Here is a 21,041-nt window from a genome sequence, read left to right as displayed (position 1 = left end):
TACTTACAGATTAATTGTACTTCGTATCATTTTCATGCAATAAATGTAATTTAATATCTGGTACTTTATCTTTTTCAATACCATTATTATAAGAAACAGGAACTTGAAATTCGAATTGTTTTGTCTCGTGTTTTTGTAAATAGACTGGTTTCGGTACTGAATAACTTTTTGAATTCTCGTTTGCATTATCATATAAAACAACTTTTAATGCTTGTGAATGATTACGATAATTTTTTAAAGTAACAATGCACTTCGGTTCGATATTATCTCCATTTTTCTCCATTCTACACTGGCTATCTTCTTTTTTATATTCTATTGCTTCTACCCCTGTTTTTCCTGCGTAGTACCATGTTTTATTTAATGTCTGGATGATGTTATTTAAAATAAACGGCATCATTACAATCAAAATACTAATGCCTACTACTTTTATCTTATTCATTTTTCTAAATGTACTAGACTCCTTTTTTCCTAGCCATTTTAAAAATATTATAAATGCAATTACATGTAGTATGAAAGAAACAATCAATATATTTGAGACTTTATAATCCATATAAACATACGTATGTATTGGAACCTTATAGACATTGAATAGTTTTTCCCCAATTAATTCATTATCATTTGGAATTTTTAATAATAACAAAACCCCTATACTGTAAAAAATAGCTACTAATCGATCATACTCAATACGAATCATTCTTTCTCCCCTTCACTTTGTTTTTTATTATCGATTTTAGCTATTATTACCATACTATACAATCTTTTTATAGAGGATAACGTAAAAAAGTTCCTTATAAATATATAAAGAACCTTATTAATATACATTATGAATTAAAAAATCAATATACAATTTTCACATTGAGATTTCTTCAAAATATGTTGGATTGTGTATTGTAATTTTTTTATCTAAAATTGTAACAATGCTATCATTTTTTAATTGTTTTAATACGCTGCTAACTGTCTCTCGAGATGTTCCAGATATTTTGGATATTTCAATTGTTGTAAGTGGGCATGAAATTACAATCTTTTCCCCACTCTGTTCTCCTAAATCCTGCATTAAATAATTTAACGTTTGGATAACACGATCTTGTGCATTAGGAATTGTAATATTTTGCACTCGATTTTCATTCAATTTTAATATAGATGATAATTGCTGAACAACGTACATCAATTGCGTTCTGCTGGATTTTACCATATCTTCAAAGATTACCGTTGGAATATAATATACCTCCACATCCGTCATTGCTTCTGCTGTATAGTTATATCCTCTGTCTGTAAACATACCACCATAAGGAAAAATAGAATACCGCTTTACATAGTCATCGTATAATAAGTTCCCATTTTGATTAACCCGCTCTAACTTTACAAAACCATCTAACATGAAGTAAATTCTTTCCCTTGAATCCCCTTCTAAAAATAAAAATTGACCTTTTTTATAAGTTCGCCAATAAACAAACTCTGTTAAGCCTTTCAATTTTTTTTCTGTTAAATGAGCAAATAATTCGAACTGCTTTAAGTCTTTCACTACGTTCCGTCTATTCATAAAATTCCCTCTCTCTTGCTGTATGTTGGAGCGAAAAATCAAGAAAGCGTATTCAATTTGAATTTTATCATAATTAACTTGTATATTCAGATTTCATCATGAAAACTTTATGAACAATGAATACAAAAAATATTAATAAATAAAAAGAATGGAGTTACTAACTCCATTCTTTTTTAATACTAAGTAGCGTACATAATAATTTTAAATACACATGCATACATTCTGTTTTGAAATAATAGTACCGGCTTTTTCTTCTAGTGCTTCATATACTTTTTCTAAAGACGTAATAATTGTTTTTCTTTTTGGATTTGTATTAACAAAATTAATAGCAGCTTCAATTTTTGGAAGCATGCTTCCCGCAGCAAATTGTTGTTCTTCAATATATTCTTCTAATTGATTCACTGTGACATGCTCTAATTTTTTTTGATTCGGTTGATTATAATTTACATACACATGATCAACTGCAGTTAAAATAACGAGCGTATCGGCATCTACTAATTCTGCTAATTTCTGCGCAGCGAAATCTTTATCGATAACCGCTTCAGTTCCTTTTAACCCTTCTTCAGAATCAATTACTGGAATTCCACCTCCGCCCACAGCTATCACTATGTTTCCATCTTCGACCAAAGAATTAATCACTTTATGTTCATGAATACTTACAGGCTTCGGTGATGGAACAACACGTCTCCATCCTCTACCAGCATCTTCTTTAAACACTGCTTTTGTTTCATCCATTAATCTTCTGGCCTCTTCTTCTGTATAAAAAGGACCAATTGGTTTAGTTGGATTTTTAAATGCCTCATCTTTTTTATCCACAACAACACGTGTTATAACCGTTGCTACATCTTTGTTTATATTCCGTTTTTTCAATGCCTTTTCAATCGCATTTTCCATCCAATATCCAATCATCCCTTGGCTCATTGCCCCACAAGTATCTAATGGCATTGCAGGTGTCTTTTCCGTTTCTGCAGCTTTTTGCTGTAATAAAATATTCCCCACTTGTGGGCCATTTCCATGCGCAATTACTATATCCACATCATTTTCCATTATTTTCACAAGTTGTTCCGCCGTTTTTTCCAACGCTTCTTGCTGCGCTCCCGCAGTAGCTTCTCCAGACTGTATCGCATTTCCCCCTAGTGCAACTACAATTTTTCTTCGTACCATATTCCAGCCCTCCAGTTGATTTCGCTTTCACAGCGCTTTATAAAGTAATACTGCCTGTAATTAATCCATAAATCGCAAAGAATGCTAAAGCACCAATTGCTACGGATGATGCTAATTCCACTCGAGTAAATATTTGCTTCGAACTCTTTTGCTTTTGAACATTGTAAAAAATAAAAATACCTGGCGCATATAAAGTCATTGTTAATAATAAATACTCTAAACCGGCTGCATAAACTAACCACATGCCATAAATACTTGCGATCAAGCCAATTATTATATTTTTATTTCGATCTGCTTCTTCAGACTTTAAGCTATGCTTCAGTTGATAAAATGCTGAAAAAGCATATGGGATTAAAATAGCTGAAGATGCTAAAGAGAATGCAAAGTTATACGCCTGATCAGAAACGACGAATGTTAACAAGAATATTTGTATTAAACCATTTGTTATCCATAATGAATTTACTGGAGCCTTATTTTTATTTTCTTTTGCGAACCATTTTGGAAATACTCCATCTTTAGCCGCTAAATATGGAATTTCAGAAGCGAGCAAAGTCCAACCTAACCAAGCACCTAATACAGAGATGACTAAACCTAAATTAATAAAGATAGCACCCCATTTTCCAACAACACTTTCAAATAAATAAGCCATAGCCGGATTTTTCAAACCTGCAATGTCTGCTTGCTGCATAAGTCCAAGAGACAATAATGTGATTAAAATGTAAATGATGAGTGTACCAATTAAACCAATAACCGTTGCTTTCCCTACATCACTTCTATTTTTTGCTCGACTGGATAAAACAACAGCCCCTTCTACCCCAATAAATACCCATAGAGTTACAAGCATTGTACTTTTAACTTGGCTGCCAACTGCTCCCCATGAAAAAGAACCAGTTTGCCCCCAAAATCCATCTAAGAATGTATCAATATGAAACGCGAAGATTCCTATGACAATAAATACAAATACAGGTACTAATTTTGCGATTGTAGTTACTAAATTCACAAGTGCTGCTGATTGAACTCCACGTAAAATTAACATGTGAACACACCACAATAATACGCTTGCACCAATAATGGATTCTACATTTTGACCGCCTTCAAAGATCGGGAAGAAATATCCTAATGAAGAAAATAATAATGTACCGTAAGCTACATTCCCAAGCCAAGCAGATAGCCAGTATCCCCACGCACTATTAAATCCCATAAAATTACCAAATCCTGCTTTTGCATAGCTAAAAATACCACCATCTAAATCTGGCCGTTTTACAGTTAGATTTTGAAAAGATAATCCAAGTGCAATCATTCCAATTCCTGTTATAACCCAGCCAATAATAATGGCTCCAGCACCAGCACCTTTTGCCATATCACTCGCTAAATTAAAGGCTCCACCGCCAATCATAGACCCAACTACAAGAGCCGTTAGTGTAAACAACCCTAATTTCTTATCTTCACCCATTCCACTCACCTCTCTTTAATTGTAATAACAATACAAAAGCAATAGTGAATGATAGTGTCTAAAGGAGGAGAAAGAAGAAAGGAAGACTCCCTTTCTTCTTTACTCCATGTTTCCTAAAGTAGCTGCCATAACCGCTTTAATTGTATGCATTCTATTTTCAGCTTGATCAAATACTTTTGAATGTTTACTGCGGAATACTTCGTCAGTTACCTCCATTTCTTTCAACCCATATTTCTCGTAAACTTCTTCGCCATACATCGTTTCAACATCATGAAATGCAGGTAAACAATGTAAGAAAATCACGTTTTCATTCCCTGTTTCTTTAATCATTTTCATATTTACTTGATAAGGTCTCAATAACTCGACACGTTCAGCAAATTTTTCTTCTTCCCCCATAGACACCCATACATCTGTATAAATTACATCTGCATTCGCAACAGCTTCTTCCACATTACTTGTTATCATTACCTGTTCATTATATTTTTTTGCTAAATCAATTACTTCTTGTGCAGGCCATAAAGATTCTGGTGTGCAAATACGTACATCCATTCCAACGATTGCTCCACCAACTAGTAAGCTATTAGCAACATTATTTCGTCCATCTCCAACGTAAACGAGCTTCACATTTTTCAACTTCCCTACATGTTCTCTAATTGTTAATAAATCTGCTAGTGTTTGTGTTGGATGCCACATGTCTGTTAATCCATTCCAAACTGGCACACCAGAATTTTGTGCTAAAGATTCTACAGTCTCATGATTAAATCCACGAAACTCAATTCCGTCAAACATACGCCCTAACACTTTTGCTGTATCCTCTACGGATTCTTTTTTCCCAAGCTGAATATCACCTTTCCCTAAATATTCAGGATTCGCCCCTAAATCTGTACATGCTACTGTAAATGCACAGCGCGTACGAGTGGAGGTTTTTTCAAATAAGAGCGCTACATTCTTATCTTCTAAATAATGATGCGGGATACCATTTTTCTTTTTCTCTTTTAATTCTGCTGCCAAATCTAGAAAATATAACAATTCTTCTTGTGTAAAATCTTTTTCTGCTAGAAAGCTTCTTCCTTTTAAATTTGGTCTAGTCATTAACATACTTCATCCCTACTTTCTCCGTTATTTATACTAAATATCTTTACGAACAATTGGCATACTCATGCAACGTGGACCCCCACGACCACGAGATAATTCCGAACTTAGCACTTCAATTACTTCTATACCGTGCTCCCGTAATAACGTATTGGATACATAGTTGCGATCATATGTAACAACTACACCTGGTGCGATTGCTAATGTGTTCGAGCCATCATTCCATTGCTCACGAGCAGAAGCAATTACATCTCCTCCTCCACATGGAATAAGAACTAATTCACTTAAGCCTAATACCTCTTTTAATGCTTCCATTAAAGAAGTACGATGTGTAATTTTAAGAGTTTCCTCATCTGATCCTTTTTCTAAAATATAAATATTCATATTCCCTTTTGGCCCTTGAATGGCTGGATGAATTGTAAACTTGTCATAATCAACCATTGTAAATACTGTATCTAAATGCATAAATGCTCGGCATTTTGGAATTTCTATCGCTAACACTTTCTTAATTTTATTTTGTCGGCTAAAGAGATTTTTAGCTAAACGTTCAATTGCTTTAGCTGAAGTACGAGCAGACACTCCAATCGCAATTGTTTCTTCATTTAAAATTAGCTCGTCGCCACCTTCAATTGGAAATTTATAATCACGATCTAACCAGATTGGTACATTATGTTTTGCAAATCTTGGGTGATATTTAATGATGTACTCCATGAATAATGATTCACGTCTACGCGCTGGTTCTCTCATCTTATTTATCGTTAAGCCATCGCCCACGCTAGCTGCTGGATCACGAGTAAAATATAAATTAGGCATTGGATCTAAGTAAAACGGATAATGATCTTCCATTAATTCATATAAATGTGTCTTCTTACTTGTTTCAATTTCGTTTTTCCGTACACCGCCCATAATTTTTTGAATTAATTCTTCATTTGAAAAGGAAAGTAAATATTCTTTTAAAGTTTGATGTGCAACATTTACGTCAGCCTGTCCTTCTTTTAAAATACGATCAACAAATTCTTCTCGAAGTTTTTTATCTACTAACGCCTCAGCGGCTAGTTTTTCTAAATAAAGAACTTCAACACCCCGATTGCGTAACGTTTGTGCAAAATAATCATGCTCTTTTTGAATAATTGGTAAGTATGGAATATCGTCAAATAATAATTGCTGCAAATAATCTGGCGTCAAGTTTTCCACTTCTTTACCCGGTCGTTTTAATAAAACCGTTTGTAATTCCCCAATTTCTGAAGTAACATGTATCGGATGTTTCATTTGTTGTACCTCCTTTTAAATATGTTTGATGTCTTACAAGTACATAATAAATGCTCTGCACTTTTATCTTTGTGAAAGCATCCACATTATCATTGTGAAATATTAAACAAGTTATTTTTTTAAAATCATACGAATTTGTATTTTTATAACAAACTCTCTCGCTTTTTCAATAAAAAACACATATATTACGCATATATGTTGAATATTTAACTTCCGTATTTAAACAAAAATCCTGTTTTTAATTTTATTAAAAACAGGATTTTTGCATCTAAATAATTAAATTTAATCTTTCTTCTATAATCTCCCTATCTGATTTCGACTGTGAAATTATAAGGCATGTATCATTTCCACATATACATCCTATTTTTTCTTTCCAATCTAACTCATCAAATAAAACACCAATAACATGTGCATTACCAGGTAATGTTTTAATAACCATTAATTGATCTACACAATCAATTTTCACAACAACTTCTCGTAATTTTTTCTTTAACTTTATATCAGTTTGTAAATGCTCTTCTGAGAAAACTTTATATATCATTAATCCTTCTTGAGAAGGTACCTTCGTTAAGTTTAACTCACGAATGTCGCGAGAAACCGTAGCTTGTGTTACTAATACATCTTTTTTTGCTAACAATTCTACTAATCTTTCTTGCTTATCTATTTCATACTCCTTTACAAATTGTTTAATTAACCGTTGTCTTTTTTCTTTTTTCATAAAAGACACCCCTTTTAATATTATAGCTCGCTATAATTTTCATCCGAAAGGGAGAGAAAAGAATGTTGCGGAAACGTTCATAGTTTAACTGTAAATATTAAATCAAACTAAATAAAAAAGAGAAGAACAGCATTCTGTTCTTCCTTTTACATTGAAAATCGTTCAATTGTTTGTTTCAAATCAGTTGCTTGCTTCTCTAAATCCTTTAATAATTGATCGATTACTATCATATTTTTAGACTGTTGTAGCGTTACACGCGCCACTTCTTGCGAACCAGCTGACGTTTCTTCAGCAATTGCTGCTACAGCTTTTGTTTGTGCTCCTGTTTGATGAATGTGGCTCACTTGTTCATTCATATAACTACTAATTTGCTGAGTTGCATCGGCTACTTCCATAACACTTGATGACATTTCTTTTAAAATTAATTCCGTAGCTTCCCCACGTTTCGCCTCTTCTTTAGCTATTTTCACTTGTTCTGTCATTTTCATTGCAACTTGTTGTACTTCATCTTGCATATTCCGTAATAACTGCGATATGTTTCTTGCAGAATGATCACTTTCATCTGCAAGTTTCCGTACTTCTTCCGCAACAACCGCAAAGCCTCTTCCATGCTCTCCTGCGCGAGCTGCCTCAATAGAAGCATTTAGTGCTAATAAATTCGTTTGGCTAGCAATCGCACTCACAACAGACACAATATGTTCTACTTGTTTCATTCGTTCTTCTAACTTCTGTACATTTTGCATTGAATCTTCATTTTCTTTTGCCAATGTTTGAATACCTTGAATTAAAGACGTAAAGACACGAGTACTATGCCCTAAAGCTTCAACCATTTCTGAAGACAATGTATCAGACTGCTTCGCTTTTTCTTCTACTTCACTTGCAATAGAAGTCGTTGTATCAACAGCAGAAACAATTGCTTGAATTGATGCCGCTGATTGCTCAGCACCTGAAGAAATCTCTGCAAGTGTCTCAGATACACCTTGCGCTTGTCTCGTTGCTTCGCCTGTTTGTTTTCTAATCTGCTGTACTTGATTATTTGTATACGAAAATGTTGTATCAATATTTTTTACCATGCCCCTTAAGTTTCCTAACATCATATTAAATGCAACACTTAAAGATTTGATTTCATCATCTGTCTTCGGTAATGGAACATCTTCACGAATATCACCCTCAGCTGCTTTTCTTGCCGCCTCTTCTAACTTGCGAAGCGGTTTAATTAAAAATACGGCTGCTCCATATGCTAAAATTCCAGACCATACTACCCCTAATAACATAACGATAATATTATATACAGTTTGACTTACATAACTTTGAAAATAATCGTATATCACGTAAATAAAAAAGATACTTGTTGAATATGTAATGAAAGCTAAAACTGTAGTGAATAGCATAAGTTGTGTACGTAATCCAAAAGAAAATGTTTTCCTTTCTTTTTCCATCTTCCTTTTCCCCCTTTTTATAAGCAATATAAATACTACCTATATATTATTATCCATATTTTCATTATAGAAGGATATAGAGATTTTAAAAATATTATTTCTTTGAATATCAAATTGCACGAAAAAAATAAAGGATTCTGACAATTTATGACTAATAACAGAAATAAGGGGCAACATTTGTAAAATATATTTTTAACTGGGGGTTTTGTATGATTCAAGTTCGAAATCTAGTAAAATCATTCGGTTCACTTGATGTGTTAAAAGGAATTGATTTAGAAGTAAAAGAAAAAGAAGTTGTTGTTTTAATTGGTGCCAGTGGTTCTGGTAAAAGTACATTACTTCGCTGTCTTAACTTTTTAGAAATGTACGATGAAGGCGAAATTCACTTACAAGGTGAGCGAATTGATCCAAAGCATTCAAATTTAAATAAAGTCCGTGAAAATGTCGGTATGGTTTTTCAACACTTTAACCTCTTTCCTCATATGACCTCACTAGAAAACATCATAGAAGCACCTATTCACGTAAAAAAATTAGAGAAAGCAAATGCAAAGGATATTGGAACTCAACTTCTCCAAAAAGTCGGCCTTCAAGATAAAGCGGATGTAACTCCTCATCTTCTTTCAGGTGGTCAAAAACAGCGCATTGCCATTGCACGAGCTCTTGCAATGAGCCCTAAGATTATGCTATTTGATGAACCTACCTCAGCTTTAGACCCTGAACTTGTTGGAGAAGTATTGCAAGTTATGAAAGAACTTGCTGAAGAAGGGATGACAATGGTTATTGTTACTCATGAAATGAATTTCGCAAGAGACGTAGCTGATCGCGTCATCTTTATGGATGATGGAAAGATTGTAGAAGATGCTACGCCAGCACAATTCTTTTCAGCTCCATCACATGAACGAGCAAAACAATTTTTACGCAACGTTTTATAATGTAACTTCTGTTTCAAACGAAAAGGAATACATTCATACGGTGCACAACTAATCATCCAAATAAAATATTTCAATAACATACTAAAAAACCATCCGTATGATCAATATATAGGAGGGGTTTTATGAAAAGAAAACTATTAACCATTGTTGCGAGCATTACACTGTGTACATCCTTCATACTAGGAGCTTGTAGCAAAGAAAGCTCTACTACTTCATCAAATGGTGAAAAAGAATTTCGCTATGCGATGAGTGGATTATACAAACCTTTTAACTATAAAGAAAATGACGGCAAACTTGTCGGCTTTGATGTAGAAATCGGTGAAGCTCTTGCTAAAAAGATGAACATGAAGGCTACGCCAGTTACAAACCCATGGGAAACGCTAATTCAAGGTCTTCAAGCGAAGAAATATGATGTAATACTGGGTAGTATGGCAATTACAGAGGAGCGCTTAAAAGCTGTTAGTTTCTCAAATCCGTACTATCGTTCTGGCGCCCAAATTTTTGTAGCTAAAAAGAATACCGCTATCTCTTCTCCAGAAGATTTAAAAGGTAAGAAAATTGGTGTTGTAAAAGCTAGTACCTTTAAAAATCTTGTTGCAAAATATACAGATCAAATCACAGAATATGACAGCGATATTACTGCTCTTATGGACTTAGAGCCTGGGCGTGTCGACGCAGTAATTACGGATCAAATGGTTGGTCTACGTATGATAAAAGAAGGAAAATCAAATATAAAAGAAGCCGGAAAACCATTAAATCTTGATGAAATGGGAATTGCTATTCGCAAAGATGATAAAGAAATGGTTGAGAAAGTAAATAAAGCGTTAGATGAAATCATTAAAGATGGTACGTATGAAAAAATCAGTAAAAAATGGTTCGGGCGTAATATTCTTGGTGAAGAGGAAAAAACGAAGTAAGTAAGTTAGCCATTCAAAAGATTCATAAACAGTGCCCCACTGATTAAATTTTCATTTTATGTGGGGCATTTCATTCTCTACTAAAATCTATACAATATGAGGTGAAACGCATGTTTGAAATTTTTATCTCTACCTATCCCACACTCTTAAAGGCTACTATTGTCACATTACAATTAACATTAACCTCCCTAGTACTCGGTTCATTAATTGGATTATTATTTGCTTTCTTTCGAATCTCTAACAATAAAGTTTTAAATAGTATCGCTCATGTCTACATTGCTATTATTCGTGGTACACCTTTAATTGTTCAAATCGCCATTCTCTATTTTGGGATTACATCCGTTGTTGTTTTTACCCCTTTTTGGGCAGGAGCAATCGCTTTAGCAATTCATAACGGTGCATATGTTACGGAAATTTTCCGAGGATCCATTCAATCCGTCGACCGTGGACAATTGGAAGCCGCTCGCTCCTTAGGTATGCCTTACCCTTTAGCTATGCGCCGGATTATATTACCACAAGCATTTCGTCTGTCTCTTCCTCCTCTAGGAAACCAATTTATTATCGGATTAAAAGACTCTTCACTTGTTGCTTACGTAGGACTGTCCGAATTATGGGGATCAGGTTTATCAATTGCAGCAGGTAACTTCCAACAATTAGATACTTACATGATTGTTGGTGTATACTACCTCGTAATTGTTCTTCTATTTACTTATTTCGTTAATCTTTTAGAAAAACGATTACAACGAAAAGAAACTAACTCCGTCCAATTCCATAAAAAGAACAAAAAGGAAGTTTCTTTATAAGAAAAAGCAAGCCTGAGATGGCTTGCTTTTTCACTGCAAAAATATATTAATTTTTACTGATTTACTTTTTTAATACTCTCGTCTTCCTCTATATGTTCCTCACGATATGAAATATTATGAGGATCTAGTCCATTTCCTAAAGAACCATAGAAATGCTCTCTATGCGGATCCACTAATTCACTTCCGTGATAATACACACGTGGTGTATTCCATAGGGCTGCTAATGCTTTTGTCATCGGCATTTCGTGATAACGTTCCGGCCACATTTCTTTAATCTTCTCTTTTACTAACGGATAGTATTTTGAACTCATAGCCGGGAACAGATGATGTTCTGTATGATATGAGAAATTGAAATGTAAAACGTCTACCCAGCGCGGCACTGTTACTGACAAACAGTTTGCTAACGGATCATTTACTGGAACAATTGGATTTAAGCGGTGATTTGTTGCGATATATGCCATTACAATAAAGTTAGCAATTAACAACGGAATGACATATGCAAATAACCATTTTCCAGGTCCCATAATAAACAATAAACTAATCCAAACTGTCCAAGGCAAAAGAAGTTGAAGCCATACAGATTTTTGATTGGATGACTTGAACTCTTTTATAAAATGAAAGAACATTCGAGTCGAATGCAATGTAAATTGAATTGTTAGTGACAGAAAACTAAAGAATGAACGTACATGTAAAGGCATACGATATACCCAACTCAAAAACTTACTCTTCTTAAGTTTCTCAAGTGTCGGCCATGCATCTGGATCATTCTCTTCATGCTGTGTATGAACATGATGCGTTGCATTATGCCACTTTCTCCAAAGCTTTGGCCCTGTTGATAATGGCATAAATGCAATCGCGCCTAAGAAGTCACGAAGCCATGCCTTTCTTACAACAGTTCCATGTAAAATTTCATGCCCTAAAAATCCTAGTGAAGCAAAACATAATCCAAGAACAATCGCAATTCCTAGATTCGCCCACACATTCAATTCAAATACACCAATCGATATTAACCCCGCCAATGCCACAAGCAAATAAGCCAGTCCACCAAATAAACGAGTAGGCACTGGTTTAAATGCTTTTTTCGGCAAATGTGGTGATACACGTGCTGCATACCACCCAAACGTATGAAGCTCCTTCATCCTTTTGCTCCTTTCTTATGCCGCGCCTTGCGCAACTTACATATATCAATTCTTGCTTCCAGATTGATTTTACTAGATGATCCAAAAAGCATCTATTATAAGGAAAATATACTCACTCTATCGTCACTTATTTTTCGCTTTTATTATCAATGAAAAACATTTCTCTTTTTACTCTCTATCAACCTTTCCACATGATGAATCATAACAATAGAATTTCTATATTGTCAACACCTTTTATGACCTAGTAATAAAAGGTGGTTATATTTTTATAATCATACTTTATTTCACTAAAGAAAATGTATAGATTTCATAAGGATTTACCCACTATATATAGACATTTTCTTAAACGGCATAGACTCTATCTCATTCAATAACTCTCTATGTAATCAACAAACAGAATCATTTGAATTTAGTTTTATATAAATCCTACTTCTTCATAATGCCCCACCTAATTAATTATATTAAAATAATTTATACACTCTTTTAATAAAAATAGACTTCCTCTAAAACAACACACATGAATTTCATATAATATGGAAATATTAAAAGGAAAATTGTTCTAAAATCAGGAGGTTTCCGCAATGACAGGTGATACATTCCCACAACTGCCGCTATCTTATTGGATTGAATCTACTCAATTTCCTACTTTCCCTCGTTTATCCGAAAATATAAAGACGAAAGTTGCTATTATCGGTGCTGGTATTACAGGTATTACTACTGCCTATTTACTTGCAAAAGAAGGCATCGATGTTGTTTTAATTGATTCTGGTCGTATTTTAAACGGAACGACTGGGCATACAACAGCGAAAGTAACAGCACAACATGATCTTATTTATGATGAATTAATAAATCATTTCGGTGTAGAAAAGGCCCGGCTTTACTATGAATCAAATAATAAGGCTCTACAATTCATAAATAAAACTGTTCAAACATATAAAATCGACTGTAATTTCTCAAATGAAGATTCATATTTATATACAACTACCGATAACGGATTAAGAAATTTATCGAAAGAATATGAAGCTTATCAAAAATTAAATATACCTTGTGACTATGTTCAATCTCTATCGATTCCTATTCCAGTACAATCTGCGCTTGTAATGAAAAATCAAGCACAATTCCATCCCCTTCTTTATTTAAAAACACTTTTAGAAAAGTTTGTGGAGATGGGCGGAAAGGTCTACGAACAAACAACGGCCATGGATGTGGAAAAGGGCGATTATCCACAAATAATTACAAAAGAGGGCCATCATATCACTTGTGAATATGTCGTCTCTTGTTCACATTTTCCTTTTTATGATGCGAATAGCTTTTTCTTTACGCGAATGTACGCAGAACGCTCCTACGCTCTTGCAATAAAAGTAAAAACGGAGTATCCAGGTGGCATGTATTTAAGTATTGATGATCCAAAGCGCTCCTTACGCTATATAACAAACAATGGAGAAAAATTAATTTTGATTGGCGGAGAGAGTCATAAAACAGGACAAGGAATAAATACGATGCTTCATTATGAAGCACTCTATTCTTTTGCTGAAGCCACTTTTGGAATAGATGAAGTTCCTTATAGATGGTCAGCACAAGATTTAATTACTCTAGATAAGCTTCCTTATATCGGACATATTAACGAAAGAAATCCAAATATATTTGTTGCAACTGGATATCGCAAATGGGGAATGACAACTGGAACTGCTGCCGCTCACCTACTGAAGGACTCCATCCTAAAAGTTCACAGTCCCTATAAAGAACTGTATGCACCATCACGCTTCCATGCAAATCCAGATATAAAAACGTTCCTCTCCCAAAACATTGATGTTGCGAAACATTTAATTGCAGGAAAGATTGAAACCGCATTACGTAAGCCAGAAGATCTCGAAGTTGGTGAAGGATCTGTCGTACATGTTAACGGTAAACGAGCAGGTGCTTATAAGGACAAAGAAGGAAAATTACATATCGTCGATACAACTTGTACACATCTCGGCTGTGAAGTTGAATGGAATAATGGTGATTGTACTTGGGATTGCCCTTGCCATGGTTCTCGTTTTTCAATTGAGGGAGACGTTCTTGAAGGCCCAGCAGATCAACCGTTAAAACGAGTTGATAATGAGTAAACAAATAAAGAAGTTCAACAGAATTACTGTTGAACTTCTTTATTTGTTATAAAACCTTTTCAGATAAAATTCGACACAAGGAGGAAAATATTAACATTAAATAAAATAATATATTCATCTACACATTAAAAGGGGTGAATATTATGCAACCTTCAGCTCCACCTCATCTAGAATCTACAGAAACTATCTTTCCAATCTCTATTACAAAACTTGTTGTTTTTATTTGTTGGCTAGCCATTTTAGCTGATGGATATGATTTAGGTATTTACGGTGCCGTTCTACCAAAGCTCCTAGAAGACAAAAGCTGGGCGCTATCACCAGCGCATGCTGGTACAATTGCAAGCTATGCTTTATTTGGGATGTTTATTGGGGCTATTCTAGTTGGAACGATTACAGATCTAATTGGGCGTAAATGGACGCTTATATGCTGTTTAGCACTTTTTTCTATCACAATGGGTTTAGCGGCTATCGCTCCTTCTCCTGAGTTATTTGGATTATCTCGATTTATAGGAGGAATCGGATTAGGCGGTGTTATCCCAACAGCTTCAGCACTTACTGTTGAATATTCACCAAAAAAAAAGCAATCTTTTATTTATGCTCTTATGTTTACTGGCTATCCTTTAGGTATCGTGTTAGGTGCTATTTTGTCCATGCTTATGTTAGAAGATTTCGGATGGAGAATTATGTTTGGTATCGGAATGATTCCACTACTCCTCATTCCTTTCATTATTCGCTATTTACCCGAGTCCATTCAATTTTTATTATCACGTAATCGCCAAGAAGAAGTGAACCAAATTCTTAATCGTTTTCAAATTGAATTTCATGTAAAAGATAAAACTCATCAAGACCCCTCTACTATACGAAAGAAAAATGGATTTTTTACTTTATTCTCAAAAGAATACATAAAAGCAACGCTACTTTTTTGGATCACTTATATAATGGGAATGTTTTTAATATATGGTTTAAACACTTGGTTACCACAGATGATGCGCCAGGCAGGATATCCTCTTGGGTCTAGTCTGTCATTTCTACTTATGCTAAATATTACCGCCGCTATCGGCGCATTATTCGCTGGAGCAATTGCTGATCGTATAGGAGCAAAAATTGTTATTAGCATCTCTTATCTTATGGCAGCCATATGTATCGGACTATTAACAATCAAACCATCTGTTACAATCATTTATCTTTTAATTGGCCTTGCTGGTATTGGATCAGTCGGTATTACTCAAATATTAAATGCATATGTAACACAATACTTCCCATCACATATCCGAGCTACCTCCTTAGGCTGGGGACTGGGGCTTGGCCGAGTTGGTGCAATTGCTGGCCCAATTCTCGTCGGTATTATTATGACAATGCAATATGACTTAGCATGGAATTTTTACTTATTCTCCTTTGCAGGTCTTATCGCAGCTATATCTGTTTTCTTCATTCCTACAAAATAAAAAGAGCACAAACTTACTTGTGCTCTTTTTCATATGCTTCAAACAACATATCTCGAAACAATGTATTTAAACTCTCAATATCGATTCCTGATCCCTTTTCAATTCCTTTTACATATTGCTGATAGTAATGAATTTGTTCTTCTAAAAATTGATTTAGCACCTTAATTTTCAATCCAACATCTAATTCAGTACCTGCTTTTTTCTTTATTAACAACTTTTCAATTTCATCTAATACGCTACGTTCTAATGATAATTCTTTAATCAATCGGTCAAATTCTACAGGAGGTAAGGTCGTTTTCTCTTCTAGCCACTTACAAGCTAAAATGGGACGTAATACATAAAAGTACTTTTTCAGCTTTACATTCTCACCTTGCAAAAATTCACGATAATTTTTCGACGCCATATGTAAATAATGATATATCGTTGCTTTTGGATCAAAATTCTTCTCACTCATCTGTTGAAGTAGTTCTGGAAAATTAGAGTTTTTCGAATAAAAAATTGGTGATCGAATCCACTCAAGTAAAGCAGGATTCGACTTCGCGAATAGTTGCAACGCCTTTTTAATATCCCAACCACTTATATCTAAATCATCACTAATTGGATATTCAATTACATCTCGTTTGTCATGAATTGATAAATACCATTCTACCGGGTGTATATAAACAAACCTAACATCATAATCGCTATCTTTCGATGGAAAACCCCAAGCACGACTCCCTGATTCTACCGCAAATAAAATTTTCACATCATTCTCTTTTTCAATTCTTTCTAACTCCAACTCGATTTTCTCTCTCATTGCATAACACCTCCATTTTTTGATTATTTCCTTGGAAATTCGACAAATACAATACTAATTTTACTACATACCAAAAAAACTGTCAGAAATTACTGACAGCCTAATGAAACGTCTATTGTTGCTTTTCGATTACAGTAGTAGCAATTCGTTCAAACTCTTTTTGAATCTCCTCTTTATATGCATCTACTATTGAAAAATCCATAGCAGCAATATAAATTCGTTCTAATTTATCACGAACCGATTTTGCTTTCGCTAAGAAAGACATCGCCTCATTCATTTTTGCTTTATATTGAATGGAGACATCACGAATTTCCTTCGCATATTTCTCATCCGTCCCTGGCGTAACAATAAGGGCATACATATCAATAATTTCATCACCCTCGCGACTTGGAAAATATTCATGTGGTGCGGTGCTATCAAAAATTGCAAATCCTAATTCTCTTACGATAACCATATCAAGACTATTCGGGTCAAATCCGCAATGATATACTTCAACTTCAAACCCTTTTTCTTCAGCTGCCTTAGCTAACTTTTTGAGCATCGTTGATTTTCCAGAGCCTGGGCGCCCTTTTATAAAATAACGATGTGGTAACCCTTCTGTTAAATTAGGAACAAAATCAACTGCTCCTTTCGGTGTAGCAGCTCCTAAAAAACGATGTTTTACAAGCGATTGTCTCCCGCTTTTATCTGCAAATAATTTCTGGATTAGCTGATTGGTTAGTTCATTTGCTTTATTAAAATCTATATTATCAATATATATCTTCTCCCACTCATCATGTATAACCAATGCCTCTTTAAAACGTGCGTAAGCAGACTGAAAAGCTTTGCTTGCTTCTGAAACAAATCTTTCAATTTCTAACTTCTGCTTTCTTAGTTTATCTGAGTCCCAAGCAATTCCTAAATTTATATACTCTTCAACAACTCCTGGCATTTTTGGCTCAATAACATGCGGCGATGTCCCATCAACAATTCCTACTTTTAATTTTGGGATAATTACACCATCAACCGATTTATTATCAGAAGAACAATGTAAAAATTCAATATCATATCCTTTTTCAATCCATTCACGACCTATTGCCTTTATTAAAGAAGATTTTCCCGTTCCTGGGCCACCCTTTAAGATAAATAATCTGTCTAATCCTTTTAAATTCTCTTCGTATAAATTGTGAAATCCCCTAGCTGTATTACCACCAGCATAATAATTTAATATATTTCCTGTCACTGCACTCACTCCTTCGCAGCATTCTATTTACATAAGCTACAATATGCGAGCAGCTTTATTTGGGTGAATACCTATTTTGTATTGCACGAAAAAAGGAAATGAATTACAATTTAACTATCGGAAAATTCCGATTTTAAAAACTGAATACTTCTTTATCAAGAGAGGCAGAGGGACCGGCCCTTTGAAGCCCAGCAACCTCAGTTTATACAAACTGAATAGGTGCTAATTCCTGCAAAATGCATTGCATTTTGGAAGATAAAACTCAACTAGCATGTAAAGCTCATCTTTCTTGATACTGAAGGATGAGCTTTTTATTATTTGAAAAACATATATTGGAGGTATGTAAAATGAAAGTAATTGATCTATCGCAAACATTTGAAAATAATATGTCTCAATTTCCTGGAACACCTAAAATACAACTAGAAGCTGTTACAAGTGTTGAAGAATCAGGCTATCAAGTTACAGATTTTCATTCTGTCGTTCATGTTGGCACGCATTGTGATGCCCCTGCGCATTTTATTTCAGGCGCAACGACCATCGATCGATTACCGCTGGATCAATTTGTAGGCGAAGCTGTTCTTATAGATGTAACACATATTCAAGAGCGAAAATTACCTAAGGCAGTATTGCATAATACTCACATAAAAGAAGGTGATATTGTTATTTTTCATTCTAATCTATCCACAAAATGGAATACAGAAGCTTATGAGAAGGAAGCATTTTATCTTTCTGAAGAATTAGCTAAAGAACTAGTGCGATTAAAAGTAAAATCTATCGGTTTAGATTTCATTTCTCCTGATGAAGTCACAACAGAAACATCACCGATTCATCACATATTACTAGGGAATAATATTTATTTAATTGAAAACTTAACAAATCTAGATGCTATCGAAGCAAAACGTTTCTTTTTCTCAGCAGCACCTTTAAAAATTAAAAATAGTGACGGTGCTTTCGCAAGAGCATTTGCTGTTATATTTTAAACACAACCTATAAAGTGAACCTTTAATCAGTGGAGGTTTTGTTCATCCCACACCTAACTTCTTTGCTTCCGCTGAATTTTGAAGTGGGGGTCTTACTGCCCAGCAAATAGCGGGATTAAAAGAAGCAAAGGCCACTACTGGTCTTTGCTTCTATATTTTCTATTTAAATTAAGAAAGAATTGTTCCACACGAGGACGCACCCAAGCTAAACAATCTATCTCTTTCTTCTTTGTGCAAGCTATCTCTTCTCCATCTACCATTTCAACAAGTTCTAGTTCTAACAGTTGCCTCGTGAATGCTAACATATTCACTTCTTCGGATGGATACTCTTCTTTTAATTTCTCCTCAATTTCTCCCAATAAAAAACCGTCACGCATCATTGCCAATGCATCAATCCAAAGTGGCGGCATTTCATATTTTTCTCCTGTAATTGTATCTTTTACAATATAATTCTTTTGCTCTTTTCGAAATTGAATCGTGTGTAAACATACAGTCGAATTTAATGTTAATTCCATCATACCACCTCTTTCATAATATCTGCATAGAAAAAAGGATGCGCGTGCACCCCTTCTTATCTTTTCATAACACTACTGAACCGTTACATGAGCAATCAATCTCATGTCGATATTTTCCTCCATTATAAACGAAGTATTTTATAAAAAAAACCCTTCTTGAAACATTTTATAAAATGTTTATATTTACACAACAAGAACACTTTTCTGAAAAATCTTTTCTCCCAATACATTAAACGGTCGGCAGAAAAATTTCTACTTTCGTTCCTACTCCTAGACTACTTTGGATCGTGATACTCCCTTGATGTTCCTTAATAATTTTATATGTAATCATTAATCCAAGTCCTGTACCAGTCTCCTTTGTTGTGTAAAACGCCTTGCCGATTTTTTCTAATTTATCATTCTCTATACCAAATCCTTGGTCTTCAACAGAAATACACAAATGTCCTTGCGTTTTTTGATATGCACGGATATGAATTTCTCCGCCCTCTGGCATTGATTCTATTCCATTTTTAATGATATTTAATAACACTTGTTTTAATTGCTTATCATCACCGTTTATAGCCGGTAAATTCCCATCTACTTGTATATGACATTTAACTCTATATTGCGTTGCATAACTTTCCATTAGATGCACAACATATAGAAGGATATCTCGTATATTACACCTTTCATAATTTGTTGGCTTTGGTTTTCCTAACAACATCAATTCACTAACAAATCCATTAACCCTTTCAATTTCTTGTAGCATAATGTCGTAGCTCATCGTATCAGTTGGATTTCTTTCTTTTTGCATTTGCGTAAACCCTTTTAACGCTGTTAGCGGATTTCGAATTTCATGGGCAATTGTTGTAGACATAGTCCCAATCACAGCTAAATTTTCCGTCTCTTTCATATTGTTCATCATTTCAACCACTGTTCTTACATAAGATTGAAATCGTTTTAATAAAGAATGTGAAATAATGAAATAGAATATACATAAAACAAGTGGAATTACCACTTTTAAATCTTGTAATAGCAATGTGAAAAATACGTACTTTCCAATTACACTAAAGGACACTAAATAAAAGTATTTTCTATTCACGAAAACTGGGGCAAATAAAATTAATAACATTTCTACCATACTACCATGTTCAAAAGGTCTATCCGTTCGCAAATAAATCATTAAATTATTCACAAGATTGATAAACATGTACCCAAATAAAAATAAATATTTTACAGAATATACATACCCTCTTTTTTGAAGATATATAGAAATAGGAAATAATGCTATTACAAATATAGGCACACCTATCCCAAGACTACCTTCTGGCCAACCTACCGCTGTTCCACTAATATTCATAGCAGGATATACAAAATAATATATAGCGTCATATAAAAAGAATATAATATAAAATAATAATATAAATACCTTTAAGGCTCTTCTTTCTTCATAAATCAAGCTCTTGTATTTATTCATATAAAAACTCCCCTTGATCGATACAAAAAACTTTCATTGTTATCTCCTTAAAG

General features: G+C 34.2%; 18 protein-coding genes, 2 pseudogenes and 1 riboswitch. Of the genes and pseudogenes, 6 read left to right on the top strand and 14 right to left on the bottom strand.

Going from position 1 to position 21,041, the window contains the following annotated elements; translation table 11 throughout:
• Positions 1-10 precede the first annotated feature (10 nt).
• The 9 genes and pseudogenes from ACUXVC_RS02130 to ACUXVC_RS02090 all read right to left on the bottom strand — a co-directional run.
• A complete protein-coding gene (locus ACUXVC_RS02130; RefSeq protein ID WP_095691474.1) occupies positions 11-694 on the bottom strand; it encodes an ABC transporter permease in 684 nt (227 codons plus the stop codon).
• Between the two features lie 156 nt (positions 695-850).
• Positions 851-1,540: a Crp/Fnr family transcriptional regulator gene (locus ACUXVC_RS02125; RefSeq protein ID WP_001081906.1), complete on the bottom strand. Its 690-nt coding sequence runs from the start codon at positions 1,538-1,540 to the stop codon at positions 851-853.
• A gap of 201 nt (positions 1,541-1,741) precedes the next feature.
• Positions 1,742-2,704, bottom strand: a complete 963-nt coding sequence (gene arcC / locus ACUXVC_RS02120) for a carbamate kinase (protein ID WP_095691475.1) — start codon at positions 2,702-2,704, stop codon at positions 1,742-1,744.
• A 37-nt stretch (positions 2,705-2,741) separates the two neighbouring features.
• A complete protein-coding gene (arcD, locus tag ACUXVC_RS02115) occupies positions 2,742-4,157 on the bottom strand; it encodes an arginine-ornithine antiporter (protein WP_095691476.1) in 1,416 nt (471 codons plus the stop codon).
• 99 nt (positions 4,158-4,256) lie between these two features.
• Positions 4,257-5,255 (bottom strand): ornithine carbamoyltransferase, encoded by a 999-nt coding sequence (gene argF, locus ACUXVC_RS02110; protein WP_000930283.1) that lies wholly within the window; start codon positions 5,253-5,255, stop codon positions 4,257-4,259.
• 30 nt (positions 5,256-5,285) lie between these two features.
• Positions 5,286-6,518, bottom strand: a complete 1,233-nt coding sequence (gene arcA, locus ACUXVC_RS02105) for an arginine deiminase (RefSeq protein ID WP_000682331.1) — start codon at positions 6,516-6,518, stop codon at positions 5,286-5,288.
• A gap of 268 nt (positions 6,519-6,786) precedes the next feature.
• Complete coding sequence (gene argR / locus ACUXVC_RS02100; RefSeq protein ID WP_000711826.1) at positions 6,787-7,236, bottom strand: arginine repressor; 450 nt, start codon at positions 7,234-7,236, stop codon at positions 6,787-6,789.
• Positions 7,237-7,382: 146 nt separating this feature from the next.
• Positions 7,383-7,955 (bottom strand): annotated as a pseudogene (locus ACUXVC_RS02095) (methyl-accepting chemotaxis protein); the annotation flags it as partial.
• A gap of 369 nt (positions 7,956-8,324) precedes the next feature.
• Positions 8,325-8,510: pseudogene (locus tag ACUXVC_RS02090) on the bottom strand (HAMP domain-containing protein); the annotation flags it as partial.
• A gap of 374 nt (positions 8,511-8,884) precedes the next feature.
• Here ACUXVC_RS02090 and ACUXVC_RS02085 point away from each other — a divergent pair.
• The 3 genes from ACUXVC_RS02085 to ACUXVC_RS02075 all read left to right on the top strand — a co-directional run bounded on the left by ACUXVC_RS02085 (position 8,885) and on the right by ACUXVC_RS02075 (position 11,327).
• Positions 8,885-9,607 carry an amino acid ABC transporter ATP-binding protein gene (locus ACUXVC_RS02085; protein ID WP_095691477.1) on the top strand — a complete coding sequence of 241 codons (723 nt, stop codon included), beginning with the start codon at positions 8,885-8,887 and terminating at the stop codon, positions 9,605-9,607.
• A gap of 122 nt (positions 9,608-9,729) precedes the next feature.
• Positions 9,730-10,524, top strand: coding sequence for an ABC transporter substrate-binding protein (locus ACUXVC_RS02080; protein ID WP_000823754.1), 795 nt, complete (start codon positions 9,730-9,732; stop codon positions 10,522-10,524).
• Positions 10,525-10,571: 47 nt separating this feature from the next.
• Entirely contained in the window at positions 10,572-11,327 is a 756-nt protein-coding gene (locus tag ACUXVC_RS02075) for an amino acid ABC transporter permease (protein ID WP_140155550.1), read from the top strand.
• Positions 11,328-11,380: 53 nt separating this feature from the next.
• Here the strand turns inward: ACUXVC_RS02075 and ACUXVC_RS02070 are convergent, their stop codons facing one another.
• The gene (locus ACUXVC_RS02070; RefSeq protein WP_000661219.1) at positions 11,381-12,466 is read right to left on the bottom strand and encodes a fatty acid desaturase family protein; all 1,086 of its coding nucleotides are present in this window, start codon (positions 12,464-12,466) and stop codon (positions 11,381-11,383) included.
• Positions 12,467-13,047: 581 nt separating this feature from the next.
• On the opposite strand from ACUXVC_RS02070, the gene ACUXVC_RS02065 reads away from it, so the two are divergent.
• Positions 13,048-14,574: an FAD-dependent oxidoreductase gene (locus ACUXVC_RS02065; protein ID WP_095691478.1), complete on the top strand. Its 1,527-nt coding sequence runs from the start codon at positions 13,048-13,050 to the stop codon at positions 14,572-14,574.
• Between the two features lie 143 nt (positions 14,575-14,717).
• The gene (locus tag ACUXVC_RS02060) at positions 14,718-16,019 is read left to right on the top strand and encodes an MFS transporter (RefSeq protein ID WP_095691479.1); all 1,302 of its coding nucleotides are present in this window, start codon (positions 14,718-14,720) and stop codon (positions 16,017-16,019) included.
• Positions 16,020-16,032: 13 nt separating this feature from the next.
• Here the strand turns inward: ACUXVC_RS02060 and ACUXVC_RS02055 are convergent, their stop codons facing one another.
• Both ACUXVC_RS02055 and ACUXVC_RS02050 read right to left on the bottom strand, forming a co-directional pair.
• Positions 16,033-16,815, bottom strand: coding sequence for a nucleotidyltransferase domain-containing protein (locus ACUXVC_RS02055; RefSeq protein WP_071731326.1), 783 nt, complete (start codon positions 16,813-16,815; stop codon positions 16,033-16,035).
• A 112-nt stretch (positions 16,816-16,927) separates the two neighbouring features.
• The gene (locus ACUXVC_RS02050) at positions 16,928-18,037 is read right to left on the bottom strand and encodes a PRK06851 family protein (RefSeq protein ID WP_095691481.1); all 1,110 of its coding nucleotides are present in this window, start codon (positions 18,035-18,037) and stop codon (positions 16,928-16,930) included.
• Between the two features lie 149 nt (positions 18,038-18,186).
• A riboswitch (SAM riboswitch) is annotated at positions 18,187-18,299 on the top strand.
• 85 nt (positions 18,300-18,384) lie between these two features.
• On the opposite strand from ACUXVC_RS02050, the gene ACUXVC_RS02045 reads away from it, so the two are divergent.
• Entirely contained in the window at positions 18,385-19,017 is a 633-nt protein-coding gene (locus tag ACUXVC_RS02045) for a cyclase family protein (protein WP_095691482.1), read from the top strand.
• Between the two features lie 134 nt (positions 19,018-19,151).
• On the opposite strand, the gene ACUXVC_RS02040 is transcribed toward ACUXVC_RS02045, so the two are convergent.
• Complete coding sequence (locus ACUXVC_RS02040) at positions 19,152-19,532, bottom strand: hypothetical protein (RefSeq protein ID WP_000424116.1); 381 nt, start codon at positions 19,530-19,532, stop codon at positions 19,152-19,154.
• Between the two features lie 229 nt (positions 19,533-19,761).
• Positions 19,762-20,988: an ATP-binding protein gene (locus tag ACUXVC_RS02035; RefSeq protein WP_001046108.1), complete on the bottom strand. Its 1,227-nt coding sequence runs from the start codon at positions 20,986-20,988 to the stop codon at positions 19,762-19,764.
• Positions 20,989-21,041 lie beyond the last annotated feature (53 nt).

It is taken from the genome of Bacillus sp. N6 (assembly GCF_052805735.1).
Note: the sequence above shows the minus strand (reverse complement) of the source record. Positions and strands in the feature narration are given on the sequence as shown.

Excerpts from the sequence above, each read along its gene's own strand:
- ACUXVC_RS02130 (WP_095691474.1), bottom strand. The coding sequence starts at position 694 with ATGATTCGTATTGAGTATGATCGATTAGTAGCTATTTTTTACAGTATA.
- ACUXVC_RS02125 (WP_001081906.1), bottom strand. The coding sequence starts at position 1,540 with ATGAATAGACGGAACGTAGTGAAAGACTTAAAGCAGTTCGAATTATTT.
- arcC (WP_095691475.1), bottom strand. The coding sequence starts at position 2,704 with ATGGTACGAAGAAAAATTGTAGTTGCACTAGGGGGAAATGCGATACAG.
- arcD (WP_095691476.1), bottom strand. The coding sequence starts at position 4,157 with ATGGGTGAAGATAAGAAATTAGGGTTGTTTACACTAACGGCTCTTGTA.
- argF (WP_000930283.1), bottom strand. The coding sequence starts at position 5,255 with ATGTTAATGACTAGACCAAATTTAAAAGGAAGAAGCTTTCTAGCAGAA.
- arcA (WP_000682331.1), bottom strand. The coding sequence starts at position 6,518 with ATGAAACATCCGATACATGTTACTTCAGAAATTGGGGAATTACAAACG.
- argR (WP_000711826.1), bottom strand. The coding sequence starts at position 7,236 with ATGAAAAAAGAAAAAAGACAACGGTTAATTAAACAATTTGTAAAGGAG.
- ACUXVC_RS02085 (WP_095691477.1), top strand. The coding sequence starts at position 8,885 with ATGATTCAAGTTCGAAATCTAGTAAAATCATTCGGTTCACTTGATGTG.
- ACUXVC_RS02080 (WP_000823754.1), top strand. The coding sequence starts at position 9,730 with ATGAAAAGAAAACTATTAACCATTGTTGCGAGCATTACACTGTGTACA.
- ACUXVC_RS02070 (WP_000661219.1), bottom strand. The coding sequence starts at position 12,466 with ATGAAGGAGCTTCATACGTTTGGGTGGTATGCAGCACGTGTATCACCA.
- ACUXVC_RS02065 (WP_095691478.1), top strand. The coding sequence starts at position 13,048 with ATGACAGGTGATACATTCCCACAACTGCCGCTATCTTATTGGATTGAA.
- ACUXVC_RS02060 (WP_095691479.1), top strand. The coding sequence starts at position 14,718 with ATGCAACCTTCAGCTCCACCTCATCTAGAATCTACAGAAACTATCTTT.
- ACUXVC_RS02055 (WP_071731326.1), bottom strand. The coding sequence starts at position 16,815 with ATGAGAGAGAAAATCGAGTTGGAGTTAGAAAGAATTGAAAAAGAGAAT.
- ACUXVC_RS02045 (WP_095691482.1), top strand. The coding sequence starts at position 18,385 with ATGAAAGTAATTGATCTATCGCAAACATTTGAAAATAATATGTCTCAA.
- ACUXVC_RS02040 (WP_000424116.1), bottom strand. The coding sequence starts at position 19,532 with ATGGAATTAACATTAAATTCGACTGTATGTTTACACACGATTCAATTT.
- ACUXVC_RS02035 (WP_001046108.1), bottom strand. The coding sequence starts at position 20,988 with ATGAATAAATACAAGAGCTTGATTTATGAAGAAAGAAGAGCCTTAAAG.